This window comes from Pseudoalteromonas prydzensis (assembly GCF_001661495.1).
GTDB classification, from domain to species: domain Bacteria; phylum Pseudomonadota; class Gammaproteobacteria; order Enterobacterales; family Alteromonadaceae; genus Pseudoalteromonas; species Pseudoalteromonas prydzensis.
The window spans coordinates 113,748-127,526 of sequence record NZ_BDDT01000008.1 but is presented as its reverse complement, the minus strand read 5'-3'; the positions used below and the strand labels follow the sequence as shown (position 1 = coordinate 127,526).

Below are 13,779 nucleotides of genomic sequence, written 5' to 3'. Positions count from 1 at the left end.
GCTCGAAAGAAAGTTAGGTGAATTTAAAACAAACTTTACAAACAACTAATAACCACTCATAAGAAGTAACCTAACAGTTTTTTTGTGATAATATTTACCTGATTCATATACAGTGTATTACTTAAAGGCATAAACTTTGAAATTAGCTATTTTCACCTTAGCTATAGGTGATAATCCCATGTACCAAGCCGCTATCCATAGCTTTAAATGTTATGCCAAGCGAGTGGGTGCAGACTTAATTATTTCTGATTCACTACACTATCCAATACATATACATCAGCCAAAATATGGGGCAAATCCCGCTTGGGCTGAAAAGTTACGTATAGGTGAGCTCTTAAAGCAGTATGACCGTGTTTTATATGTAGACGCTGATATTCTTATTTCACCCAGCGCCGAAGATATTTTTCAGGAGTATTGCGATTTAGATACTATTTATATGTTGGATGAAGGAATGCATTGTGATCGCCATATAGAAAAACAATTAATAGAAAAACAACTAGGTAGTATAACTTGGCCACAGCACGACGCAGGTGTGCATTACTATAATGTTGGCGTTATGCTAATTTCAAAGCCATGCCAATTATTTAACCACCTCGATTTGAATAGCCTACAAGCTATCTGTAACGAGATCCGCTTTTATGAGCAAACCCTGTTCAATTATGTGATTTTTCAGCAGCGGCTAAAACACCAAGCAATTGATTGTCGCTTTAATCGGATGGATATGTTTGGTCAAGACAGCTACCTACAGGCTGATTTTATTCACTACGCAGGTAAAGGTTATGCAAAAAATAATCGACGTCGTGATCTGCAATTTTTAAAAGATTTTGCTTTATTATATAAAGATATAATTCCACAACCAGAAATACAACGGTTAAAACATGTAGCGTGGCAGCAGTTTTTAGAAAAGGTTTATCAAAAATACTCGCTACCAAACGCTTTAATTAAAGCAGTAAGTGGTGCCTGCGTATCACGATAGTGAATACAAGGTAAAATCACTGTATTTTACCTTGTTATTCAACTAAAAATTAAGCTGTACCACCCACAGTTAAGTTATCAATTTTCAAACTTGGTTGGCCTACGCCTACTGGTACACTTTGACCATCTTTACCGCACACGCCGACACCTTTATCAAGGGCTAAGTCATTACCTACCATAGAGATTTGTTGCATAACCTCAGGGCCATTACCAATTAAAGTAGCACCTTTGATTGGTTGAGTAATTTTACCGTTCTCAATTAAGTAGGCTTCTGAGGCACTAAATACAAACTTGCCAGAAGTAATATCGACTTGGCCGCCACCAAAGTTAGGGGCAAAAATACCCTTTTTAACTGTGCTGATAATATCGGCTTGGCTGTGCACACCGCCTAACATATACGTGTTGGTCATACGTGGCATAGGTAAATGCGCGTATGATTCACGGCGTGCGTTACCCGTTGGATTAACGCCCATCAAACGCGCGTTCATCTTATCTTGCATATAGCCTTTTAAAATGCCGTTTTCAATTAGCACATTGTAGGCTGCTGGCGTGCCTTCATCATCCACATTCAGTGAACCACGACGATCGGCAATAGTGCCATCATCAACCACAGTACACAGCTCTGATGCGACTTTTTCACCTACTTTGCCGCTAAACGCTGATGCACCTTTACGGTTAAAATCGCCTTCTAAACCATGGCCTACCGCTTCATGCAGTAATACCCCTGGCCAACCATTACCCAATACCACTTCCATAGTGCCCGCTGGAGCATCAATGGCTTCTAGGTTTACTTTAGCTTGGCGTACTGCTTCTTCGGCGTATTCCATCCAACGTGGTTTACCCTCTACTAATTCTTTAAAATAACCATAATCTAAACGCGCACCGCCGCCTGCACCACCGCGTTCACGACGGCCGTTTTTCTCTAATAACACAGAGCAGTTTAAACGGATCAATGGGCGAATATCGGTAGCGAAGGTGCCATCACTGGCGGCAATTAATACTTCTTCATAGACTGCTGACATAGAGCTGATCACTTGCTCTGCATCGGGTGCAAGTTCGCGAATATAGTTTTCAAGCTCACGTAATAAACTGACTTTGTCGGTATCTGTCATGCTTTGAATTGGTTGTAGCGGTGCAAACTGCTGCTTTGCTGCCACATCACTAAATACCTGAATAGCTTTGCTTTCGCCTGCTTCGGCAATACTACGCGCGGCGGTGGCGGCTTTATTTAGGGCTTCGAGGTTAATCGCATCAGAGTACGAAAAACCCGTTTTTTCACCGCTTACGGCACGTACGCCAACGCCGCGTTCAACGTTGTATGAACCTTCTTTTACTAAGCCGTCTTCCAGCACCCATGATTCATGGTGGCTTGATTGAAAATACAGATCCGCATAATCAACGTTATGCTGATGAATAAAGCCAAGCGTTTTTTCGAGTTCTTCTCGGGTAAGCTGGCTGTCTTGTAATAAATGCTGTTCAACCGAATTCATAATAATTGCTCTCTAAATCGTTGGTGAGATTGCACTGGCATATCTCGACGAATGGCGTGCAAGCGGTTTAAATCTGGCTGACAACCAATAAACCCTATGCCATCTGCAAGCTCACTGAGGACATCGCCCCAAGGAGAAATAATAATGCTGTGGCCATATGTTGCACGGCCATTTTCATGTTGCCCCGCTTGTGCTGCGGCAATCACATAACTTTGTGTTTCTATTGCCCGCGCTGTTAGTAACGGCTGCCAATGAGCGGCGCCGGTTACCGTTGTAAAAGCGCTGGGCACTAGAATGATTTCAGCTCCGCCACGTTGCAAAGCACTAAATAAACCACTAAAGCGCAGATCATAACATACTGTTAAGCCTATTTTACCAAACGGCGAATCCACTACAACGATATCATTGCCCGCTTGCGTATAGTTAGACTCGCGATACGCCCCTGTACCGTCCGCCACATCTACATCAAATAAATGCATCTTGTTGTACTGAGCAACCACATCACCTTGGTTATTAAATAATAAAGATGCTGCTAAATATTTATTATTTGTGGCAATCGGTAATGTACCAGCGGCTAACCAAATATCATACAGGCGACATAAGTCAGCTAATTGCTGTATATAAACATCGCTTTGTTTGGCAATCGCGAGTGTCTGTTGGCCGCTTTTACTAAATACTAAAAAGCTTTCAGGTAAACAAACAAGTAATGGCCGAGTTGTGGGGAGTTGTTGTAATTGCTGGTTAAGTTGCTCAATGTTGGCATCAGCACACACTCCGGAGCACATTTGCAGCGCGACGATCATAGCTTGCTCCTTACTGCGTGGCTGTGGCAGCGGCATCTTTGAGTGTTAACTCATGTGATGTAGACGCTTGCGGTTGATTTTGTGCAGCTTGTGGCAGTGTCACTTCACGACTCTTACGATCGATTTCTTTCACAACTGGGTCGTTCATACTGCCGCTCACTTTAAAGTTAATTTCTGAAATAACCCGCGCCGAGTGAATTACTTTATCTATCGCCAATGCGGCAAGCCCAGTTACCGGATTCACCATCCACGCCACGATCACCGGAATACTTGAGGTAACTTGTGGTGCAACCGCTAAATCATAATCTATTTCCATAGTATTGAGATTAGTGTGGCCTTTAATCGTTAAGTCAGCGGGCACGCCGTCCATTTTTGTATCTTGAGTATAGGCAATGCCTTTATCTAGCTGCATAGTACCTTGTAGGCTGTTATAGAAAAACCCCTTGGAAAATACATCTCTAAAGTCGAGCTTTAACTTGCGCACTAATGAATCAAGACTTAGCAATGAGAATACCCGTGCACCGCCATCGCTTATCTCAGCTAAGTGCCCTTCACCTAAACGCCAATCTAAATCGCCGTTAAGGCTGGCAATATCAAATAAATAAGGCGCATCTTGCCACGCTAAGTTAAATTTAATGTCTGCCGTTGAATCTTTAACTGTCGTGGTAATATCAAACTCATCAAATAGTTCGCCGATATCATCACTTTGCATATTACCGCTAAACTGGCTAATGCTATTTTGCCACTGACCTTTGGCGCGAAGAATATGCTCGCCTTTATCCACCACTAACTCTGACACAGTTAGCTTATGACCATCACCATAGAGTGAGGCGCTCACTTTATCGAGTTGATAACTTGCTACTTTACAATCAGCACATTCAAATTCAATGGCCGGCAAGTCGCTCAGCCAACTATAGTCTTGAGCTGTTTCAGCTGGCGCTGGCTCGTCCGTGGTTGGTATAAAATTAACGCGTAAATAATCGCTGGCAATATGAATTGGCCGACTTGATTTATCAAGTGGTATTAATACTTGTGAGCGTAGTTCTTTGGCGTTAAGGCGCAGGCTCAAATCACTGGCAACTGGCGCTAAGCGCATTTCAAAATCATTAAAGGCGATATCGGCTATGGTTAATTGCTGTATATTACCGACAACTTCTTTTAGTGGTGGCAACACACCTTGTTGCTCACCCTCTGCTTGGCTAATAGTGATGATCTGCTGGATCAAATCAAGCCAAGGTAATAAATCTGTTTGCTCTAAGTTAATAGCAACGCTTAAATCTTGCTGGTTCAGCCCTAAGTCTTGTTTGCCTAAGATGATATGCGCATTATTTAATACGCCGCTGCTGTTCTCTAAAATACCATTAAAGTATAAGTTGTTATTAATATTAGCCGTGATCAAATTAGAAATTTCATCGCCTTGAACAACCGCAGTTAACGGCCAAACCTGATCCGCACTTTTACTATAGGGGGCTGGTAATTCACTGCTTAGTCCTTCAAGTTGCGAACTCACATTAGCGCGGTAATTAAAACCATCGGTTAAAAAATTGAGCGCCAGCTTTATGGCCACTTCACTTTCACCCTGTAAGTAACCTTTTAATAAACCTTGGCCATGCGAAATTAAGGTATCAGCATCTAACTGTGCTTTTATATCAATGTCGGCACGGTAATTTTGTGCAATATTTTTACCACTAAAATTTACTTTTAGTGGCATACCTAGCCAGCTGGCCTGGGCATTTTTTAAGGTAATTTGGTCATCATTGAAATGTAGCTTGCCAGTTACGCCCTCAAGCTGTAGTCCTGGCTGCGCTAAATACACGGGCAGATTGTTTAAATTAACAGTGCCTTTGGCTTTTACATCGAGATCATTAAGATCAACCAATAACTCAATATCGGCACTGGCAGTGCCTTTGCCTTGGATCACTGCAAATACATCCGCTAATGGATCCGCAATCGGGGTGGCTTGAAAAAACGGTAACAGCTTTTGCGCATCAGCACGTTTATTAATTTTTACACTGAGTACATCTGCATTCATTAAATCGGCAATGCTGACATGTACGGCATCAGCAACAGCTAAATTAACTAATTGCCCCTGCTGAGAATAAATATCCATACGCTGATTTTCAAAATGTAATTGTGCGCTGCCATTGGTTACTGCAGGCCAATCTGGCGCAAATTGATAATTAGCATTCTCTACCTGCGCTAACACTTCAAACTGTCCTGAGTTATCAGCAAACGGAAATCCGGTTAACGGCCCAGAAAACAGCACTTGCGCCTGTGTCAGCTCGCCCCCTTTAATTGCCCCAGTTAAGTAATCTACTAAATTTTTAGTCATCACAGGGCGTGGGAAATAATGGCTGGCAATACTGGCATCCGGTGCAAATGCTTCTGCATATAAGTCTAGCCGCGGCTGTTCGCCCAAGGTTAACTTCATTTCAGCGGCAACGGTGACTTCTTCATTATCAAGCCAAATATTGTCACTACTGATCTGCCAACCTTGCTCGCTATTGGCTAAATCAATTTGCATATTAAGCTGATTATATTTAATTGGCTGGCTGAAAGTGTCACCTGTCAGTAGTTCACTATTTTCACCAAACAGGTTTATCCGGCCGCGATGTTGATTTATCAGTCCATCAACTAATAACCCTTGTACTGCGGGCACACCTTGTTTAGCAAGCCAACCTAGCTGCTTTGCTTCAAACCATAATTGCCATTGCTGCGCTGAGCTAAATTGCAAATATGCATGCTCAACTTGGCCGCTGGGCTGTCGCGTTAACAGTGGCTCTAATGCTGAAAAGTCACTGAGTTGCGCCAGTTTTGTCACTAACTCAAAATCCAGCTGCTGCAACCAAAACTGCTGCTGATTGTTATCTAACTGCGCTTCAAATTGAAAGTCTGGCCACTGCTGTTGATCATTTGCAATCGTCAGCCCTGAGCTTTTTAAACGCCAACCTTGTTGCCAAGGATGAAGCACAAAGCCCCCTTCACTTAAACTAAATTGGTGGCTTTTGGTATCTTGCTGCCAATGAATAAAACTAGGTAACCATTTAACCGTGACATCTTTGATCAAGCCATTTTCAATGCTTAACCATGACTCTAAATTAATATCTGAATTAAACTGCTCTTTCTCGGTATTGATGTATTGTGCTAACCATTTTGAGACATCAACATTACTGGCTTGCACATAAATATCACCTAGCATAGTCTCAAGCGTTGAGCCTGTTAACGCCAAGCGCGCATCAAAGGTGCCCACTGAAATACCTGGTACAGCAAGTGTGCCGCTGCCTAAGTGTTGTTCTGGTTGGTTTTGCCAAACAATGTTTTCAAGAATTAAACGGCGCTCTTTACCATCGCCTAATATAAAGTTAAGGCTGCTATTTTCAACCGCAAAATGCCCGGTTTCACCCAGAAATAACCCTTCGATCAGCTCTTTTTGTTCAAACGATACGTCAGCGCTTTTTGAATCCAGCATGGTCGGCATATCAACATTGGCATGAAAGCCGTTGATCACAAAGTAACTGGATTTTAACTGTCGGGTTTTAATGGTTTCCCATATATTTAATTCAAGGCTGGCTTTAGCAATAGTCAGTGCAATAGGTGAGGTTTTATTATCTTCAAAGCTAATCTCTTCCAATACGATGGAAGGACCTTGGCCATGCCAACTGGCGGAAATCGCACCTATTGATAAATTAACAGCGAACTTATCAAACAGGTAATCTTCAAGGTCTCCCTTGTAATCATTGGCGTAAGGTAGCGTATATTTAAGAACAGAAACAACAACGGCCAGCAATACCAGGGTTATGGCACACACTTGCCATAACTTACGGATACAAAAAAAACAGACCGTTTTTGCTTTCATTACATCATAACCACATCAAACTGCTCTTGGCTGTAGAGGCTTTCGGTTTGAATACTTACTTGCTTGCCAATAAATAACTCAAGCTCCGCAAGATTATGATACTCGTCATTTAATAACGCCTCACTGACCGCAGGAGCGGCGTAGACCATAAACTTATCTGCGGCGTAAGCACGGTTTACGCGGACAATTTCACGCAGTATTTCGTAGCATACGGTTTCTACGGTTTTTTGCGAGCCACGCCCAGAGCAAGCCGGACACACATCACATAAAATATGCTCAAGACTTTCACGGGTCCGTTTACGGGTCATTTCCACTAAACCCAGCGCAGATAAACCATTAATATTTGATTTAACGCGATCTTTACCCAGCGCTGATTCCAATGAATGTAGCACACGGCGTTTATGCTCTTCGCTGACCATATCAATAAAGTCGATAATGATAATGCCGCCTAAATTACGTAACCTAAGCTGGCGAGCAATCGCCGAGGTCGCTTCAACGTTAGTATTAAAAATGGTTTCTTCAAGGTTACGGTGACCAACAAATGCCCCCGTATTTACATCAACGGTGGTCATCGCCTCAGTTTGATCGATAATTAAATAGCCACCAGATTTTAAGGTTACTTTGCGGTGCAGCGCTTTTTGGATTTCGTTTTCAACATCAAACAAATCAAAAATAGGCCGCTCACCTGGGTAGTACTCTAACGCCTCAGACAGAATAGGCACAAACTCTGCGGTAAAGCTTTTCAGCTCTTCATAGGTAAGCTTTGAATCAACCCGAATACGCTCCATATCTTCACCTACGTAATCACGTAAGGTTCGAAACGCCAGCGTTAAGTCTTCATGAAGAATGCTTTCTTTGCTGGTTTTTTTACGTTTAGTGACGATTTTTTTCCAGAGCTTTTTTAAAAACTCGGCATCGTGACGTAGCTCGGCTTCACTGGCACCTTCTGCGGCAGTGCGGACAATAAAGCTGCCGTCTTCGTCGCCATATTCACCAACAATGCTTTTTAAACGAGCACGTTCTTCTTCGGTTTCAATGCGCTGGCTCACGCCAACATGGGTAGCATCGGGCATAAATACTAAATAGCGCGAAGGAATAGTAATATCAGTGGTTAAACGTGCCCCCTTAGTACCTAATGGGTCTTTAACTACTTGCACCATTATGTACTGGCCCTGGCGCACGAGTTCACGAATATCCTGTACTTTTTTGATTGGCTGCTCGTCAACACCTTCAACAATAGAAGCGCTGTTAACAATATCCGAGGCGTGTAAAAAAGCGGCTTTATCTAAACCTATATCTACAAATGCGGCTTGCATACCCGGCAATACGCGGCTTATTTTACCTAAGTAAATATTGCCAACAATACCTAAGTTACCAATGCGCTCTAGTTGGATTTCTTGCAGTACACCGTTTTCAATCAGGGCAACACGGCTTTCACTTGGGGTGACGTTGATCAGTAATTCTATACTCATGTTACCTACTTAAGAATTCGCTTAATAATTTTTCGCATTCATATAAAGGTAAGCCGACAACCGCAAAATAGCTACCCGAAATATGAGTAACAAAGCGTCCGCCTAATCCTTGAATGCCATAACCTCCGGCTTTATCGTGTGGCTCACCACTTTGCCAGTAGGCTTCTAATTCTTGTTCTGAGAGTGTTTTAAAGCTCACTTGTGTTGTTACAACACAACTCATTACCTGTTGTTCAGTAGCAAAGGCGATAGCGGTTAACACTTCATGGCTGCGACCTGACAAGCGTTTTAGGGTTGCCATAAAATCAGCTTTATCTCGAGGTTTACCAAGGGATTGGTTATCAATAACCACCACAGTATCACTGCCAAGTACGGGGCGATCTGTGTATCCCATCGCAACCCCCGTTTGCGCTTTTAAACGCGCTAAACGCTCTACAAGTTCGCGCGGGGTTTCGTCTGCGAGTGGGCTTTCATCTGCATCAACACTAAATTGTGAAAATGCGACGCCAAGCTGAGTTAGTAACTCTTTACGCCGAGGGGAAGCTGACGCTAAATAAATGGCGGTTTGCATTATCTGATCCTGAAATGACGGCGATATTTACGTAGCAATAAGAAAATCCAAGGCCAACTTAACATGCCAGTTACGACTGGCCATAAATACTGCGGGTTAAAATAAACATCCATTAAAAAGTGGTTCAACCAAAACTGCATTAAGTGGTAGAGCGTTAAAAATAAGCCAACCAGAATCGCTTGCTGCCAAATTGAAAAATTACGGATCTTTTGAAAGTTACTGGCAGTGACAAAAATACAAATTGAATAAGTCAGTGAATTAATACCCAGTGGTGAGCCAGTGGCCAAATCAATCAATAAGCCAACCACCCAGGCTGTACCAATATTCAATCTATGCGGCACCGCTAACGACCAATACATTAACACCAATAACACCCAATCTGGGCGAAATGGTTCAAACGAAAATGGTAATGGCATCAATGCCATGATCAATGCAAAAAAGATGCTCACGGCAATCAATAAAAAGTAACGACTATTCATTGCTGATAGTTTCCTGCTGATTGCGCCATAACACCACTAATAAACGAATGCGATCTAACTGTGCAATGGGTTCTGCATAAACTTGCGCAAATGGCTGACCTTCATCGCGATTTATTTCAGTTACCACAGCAACTGGGTAACCCTCAGGAAACGTACCGCCAAGCCCTGAAGTCACCAACACATCGCCAATCCGCACATCTAAGCTGTGTGGTACATGGGAGAGTTTAACTGAATTAATTTTGCCAATACCCTCAACCACAGTACGCACATCATTACGCAGAATACGCACTGGCGTGGCATGGGTTGTGTCGGTCATCAGTAATACACGAGAGGTTGTTGAACCAACTTTGGTAAGCTGCCCAACGACACCCATTTCATCAATCACCGCTTGCCCTTCACTAATACCATCAATGGTGCCACGATTAATCACCACTTGGTGACTATACGGATTTGAGTGTACAGAAAGTACTTGCGCGATTATTTTACGATTAGAATGTTTAGCGGAAGAACCCAATAGCGCTCGTAGCTTTTGATTTTCTTTATTTAAAAATTGATATTGCTGGAGTTGTTCACTTTGCAGTAATTGCTTTTTCTTTAGCGCTTCGTTTTCAGTAAGTAATTGATCGCGCGTGTGCAAGCTTTTAGCGCCAAGGCTAAATACTTCATAAGGTAAGTTGGCTAAATACAGTAACGGGCTCACTAAAGTATTTAAACTGGTGCGTACTGTGGTGCCACCTTGGGTATAACGATCGCCTACGATCAACATAACACTCAATACCACTGCGACAAAAAGCCGCAGTTGTAAAGAAATGGCACGCCCAAACATTAATTTCATTAATCGTAACTAAATACGTCACCACCGTGCATATCTATCATTTCTAATGCTTTACCGCCGCCACGTGCTACACAGGTTAATGGATCGTCAGCAACCACAACTGGAATGCCGGTCTCTTCCATTAATAAACGGTCTAAATCTTTAAGCAAAGCACCACCGCCCGTTAACACCATACCTTTAGCAGAAATATCTGACGCCAGCTCTGGTGGTGATTGCTCAAGGGCAACCATTACTGCGCTAACAATACCCATTAATGGCTCTTGTAAGGCTTCTAGGATTTCATGCGAGTTAAGCGTGAATGAGCGCGGCACACCTTCAGCAAGGTTACGACCACGTACTTCAATTTCAATCGGCTCGTCCGTTTTAAATGCAGAACCGATTTGATGCTTGATGTTTTCAGCAGTTGCTTCACCGATTAAGCTACCAAAGTTACGGCGCACATAGTTGATAATTGCTTCGTCGAACTTATCACCGCCAATACGCACTGATGATGAATAAACTACACCGTTAAGTGAAATAATAGCAACTTCAGTCGTACCACCACCGATATCAACAACCATAGAGCCCGTTGCTTCTGATACTGGTAAGCCAGCACCGATAGCAGCAGCCATTGGCTCTTCAATTAAATACACTTCACGCGCACCTGCTCCCATTGCAGATTCGCGGATAGCACGTTTTTCTACTTGCGTTGCACCACACGGTACACAAATAAGGACACGTGGGCTTGGGCGCATAAAGTTATTATTATGCACTTGCTTAATAAAGTGTTGTAACATTTTTTCAGTTACATAAAAGTCAGCAATTACACCGTCTTTCATTGGGCGAATAGCTTTAATATTACCAGGCGTTCGGCCAAGCATTTGCTTAGCTTCAGTACCTACTGAGGCTACACTTTTAGGACCACCAGCGCGCTCTTGACGGATCGCAACTACAGATGGTTCATTAAGGACAATGCCTTCGTCTTTAACATAAATTAGGGTGTTGGCTGTACCCAAGTCGATCGATAGATCGTTTGAAAAAATACCACGGAGCTTTTTAAACATGAGGCTGGATGACCTTTGAAAAACGTTCTTATGTTAGCTAATGCACTTTAACATGCTGAATCTGTTCGGCAATAAAAAGTACAGCTACCTTTGTTAATTGGGTAAAAAAGGAAGCACTGCTTCCTTTTTAAATTATTTTTTACCGTTCTCGTACAAGACGAAAACCGATATAATTTGCACGAAAGTCCGGTGCCAAAATCAAACGAGTTGAGGCACGAGCTAAACTAGGCGCAAAATTCCACGCCCCACCACGAACAGTTACATCCGCTTGTTCAGCTGACTTATGAGTCCATTCCCATACATTTCCTACCGTGTCGTAGAGACCAAACGCATTAGGTGCAAATGAGCCAGTTGGCGCTGCACTTTTGTTTGACCATTCACTACCACACCAACCACAATTGGCTAAATTCTTACCTATTTCGTTACCCCATGGGTATTCTGTTTTGGTACCAGCGCGTGCTGCATACTCCCACTCCACCTCATTGGGTAATCTATATTGCTGACCTGTTTGCCCAGACAACCAATCCGCATATGCTTTTGCATCATTGTAAGTTAAGCACACAGCAGGAAAGTCACTGCTTTGTTCAAAACCTGGGTTGCGCCAATTTAAATTAACTTCCCACACTGGTTCGCCATTTAAATAATACGCACAGCCACGATTGCGTTCAGCTTCTGTTTTATAATTGGTATTAGATACAAATTGCTGATAAGCGCCTACTGTCACTTCTTTATTTTGCATAGCAAATGAGCTTGCAATGGTTTTTTCAACAACGGGGCGTTCATTAGCAAGACCATTACCGTTGATATCGCCCATTTCAAACTTACCAGCTGGAATTACAACCATTGCAGCAGCGGCGTTACCACCAAGCGCAGTACTGGTTACTGGTGTCGTATTACGTTGCTCGCTAGTGTATGTCGGTGCAGCAATCGACTCAGGCTTTTTTACCAACTTAGCGTGAATTGTCTGTGGCTTTCGCAAGTCAACACGAACACGATAAGGTTGATAACCCTGCTTGCGCACTTCAACATCATGAATACCGCTAGGTAAAGTCGTTGCCAAACGTGTTGAACCAAAGCTAACACCATCAATAAATACTTCATCGTCATACACATTAGAGCGCAGTGTAAACTCAATCATTTTATTTGCGTCTACCTGCGGCTTTGCCGTCGGCATTGGCATAGGTTTAACTGAATAATCGTTTATCGGCTGCTCGCTAATACGCGACACCGAAACATTTGTATTATCCTTACTGTCACTGAATGTTAACTGACTATCAGTAAAAGTCGTCTCGTAGCTGGTTTGATAACCCGTGCTAAGCGGTGTGCCATACTCTGAGCAATAACGATTATCAACGCTCAATAAGTTACATAAACGGCTGCTGTTTACATCGCCACGCATAGTGACACTTAAGTTTACGTTGTAGTTACCCTGACCACTAAACGCACTGTTAACCACATGGCTACTTAACACCTGAACCTGTGCCCCCGCCATATTACGCTTGGGTTCAACTAAACGCTCTTCCGTTAAGTTAGCAAAGATTTGATCAACAAAGCGCTTAGTCGCTTTTTGCAGACCCATTTGCTGGCCACGTTGCTCACACGCTGCTAACGTCTCTGTCCGTTTACAGTTTATTGTATGATTAACTTCTAATGTGCCTTCACGGGTAAATTCGTTGCGTAAACGCTCAACTCGGGCTGTGGTTAATTGTTCTTTTAGGCTTTCGAGTGTATTTAGCTGGGTATGTTTTGCTACGCGAATTTGTTCAATATCTTTGCGGTGGGATGCAATTGCCGCCAACTGCATCGCGATATCATCTTTATTTTGCTTGTGATCAACCACAGCTTGCTGATAGCGCGCTTGTGCAGCACTAATATCAATCGTGGGATCGTCAATTAAACGACGATACATTTCATTCATGGCATCAAGTGCTTGATTTTTTTCTTTGTCGAGTTCAGTTGAGCGAGTTCTTAATAAATCAAGTTGGCTTTGTAACTGACTTTCTTCTTTTAAGTGTTTTTCAAGTATCTGTGTAGCGTTATCGTATTCAGCTTGTTTAATACTGATCTCAGATTCAATTCCAGTTACTGTGGCTGTATCTTGTGCAAATGCACACGATGCAAACAAGCTAGCTGAAATTAACAGAGATAAAGGAGCAATTCGCATATATTCCATTCCCAAAAAGCGGCAATTATTTGGTCATTATTTATTTTTTATAATTAAACTCTTATGCTATGTACTTGCAAGGCAAAACACA

At 42.7% G+C, this 13,779-nt stretch carries 10 protein-coding genes; 1 reads left to right on the top strand and 9 read right to left on the bottom strand.

From position 1 onward, the window contains the following. Positions 1 to 136 precede the first annotated feature (136 nt). A complete protein-coding gene (locus tag A7968_RS15115; protein ID WP_064667407.1) occupies positions 137 to 976 on the top strand; it encodes a glycosyltransferase in 840 nt (279 codons plus the stop codon). 49 nt (positions 977 to 1,025) lie between these two features. Here the strand turns inward: A7968_RS15115 and tldD are convergent, their stop codons facing one another. The 9 genes from tldD to A7968_RS15070 form a co-directional block, all read right to left on the bottom strand. After that, positions 1,026 to 2,465 (bottom strand): metalloprotease TldD, encoded by a 1,440-nt coding sequence (gene tldD, locus A7968_RS15110; RefSeq protein WP_064667406.1) that lies wholly within the window; start codon positions 2,463 to 2,465, stop codon positions 1,026 to 1,028. Further along, positions 2,462 to 3,268, bottom strand: a complete 807-nt coding sequence (locus A7968_RS15105) for a carbon-nitrogen hydrolase family protein (RefSeq protein WP_064667405.1) — start codon at positions 3,266 to 3,268, stop codon at positions 2,462 to 2,464. The genes tldD and A7968_RS15105 overlap by 4 nt, the downstream gene beginning before the upstream one ends. Before the next feature lie 10 nt (positions 3,269 to 3,278). After that, a complete protein-coding gene (locus tag A7968_RS15100; protein WP_064667404.1) occupies positions 3,279 to 7,124 on the bottom strand; it encodes a YhdP family protein in 3,846 nt (1,281 codons plus the stop codon). After that, positions 7,124 to 8,596: a ribonuclease G gene (rng, locus tag A7968_RS15095; protein ID WP_064667403.1), complete on the bottom strand. Its 1,473-nt coding sequence runs from the start codon at positions 8,594 to 8,596 to the stop codon at positions 7,124 to 7,126. Before rng ends, A7968_RS15100 begins: the two co-directional genes overlap by 1 nt. 1 nt (position 8,597) lies before the next feature. Further along, positions 8,598 to 9,167 (bottom strand): Maf family protein, encoded by a 570-nt coding sequence (locus A7968_RS15090; protein ID WP_064667402.1) that lies wholly within the window; start codon positions 9,165 to 9,167, stop codon positions 8,598 to 8,600. Beyond that, on the bottom strand, positions 9,167 to 9,646 hold the full coding sequence (gene mreD / locus A7968_RS15085; RefSeq protein WP_064667401.1) for a rod shape-determining protein MreD: 480 nt from the start codon (positions 9,644 to 9,646) through the stop codon (positions 9,167 to 9,169). Before mreD ends, A7968_RS15090 begins: the two co-directional genes overlap by 1 nt. After that, positions 9,639 to 10,481, bottom strand: a complete 843-nt coding sequence (gene mreC, locus A7968_RS15080) for a rod shape-determining protein MreC (protein ID WP_192540891.1) — start codon at positions 10,479 to 10,481, stop codon at positions 9,639 to 9,641. The genes mreD and mreC overlap by 8 nt, the downstream gene beginning before the upstream one ends. Next, positions 10,481 to 11,524 carry a rod shape-determining protein gene (locus tag A7968_RS15075; protein WP_016709506.1) on the bottom strand — a complete coding sequence of 348 codons (1,044 nt, stop codon included), beginning with the start codon at positions 11,522 to 11,524 and terminating at the stop codon, positions 10,481 to 10,483. Before A7968_RS15075 ends, mreC begins: the two co-directional genes overlap by 1 nt. Before the next feature lie 139 nt (positions 11,525 to 11,663). Beyond that, positions 11,664 to 13,688 carry an SUMF1/EgtB/PvdO family nonheme iron enzyme gene (locus A7968_RS15070; RefSeq protein WP_064667400.1) on the bottom strand — a complete coding sequence of 675 codons (2,025 nt, stop codon included), beginning with the start codon at positions 13,686 to 13,688 and terminating at the stop codon, positions 11,664 to 11,666. Between the last annotated feature and the right edge of the window lie 91 nt (positions 13,689 to 13,779).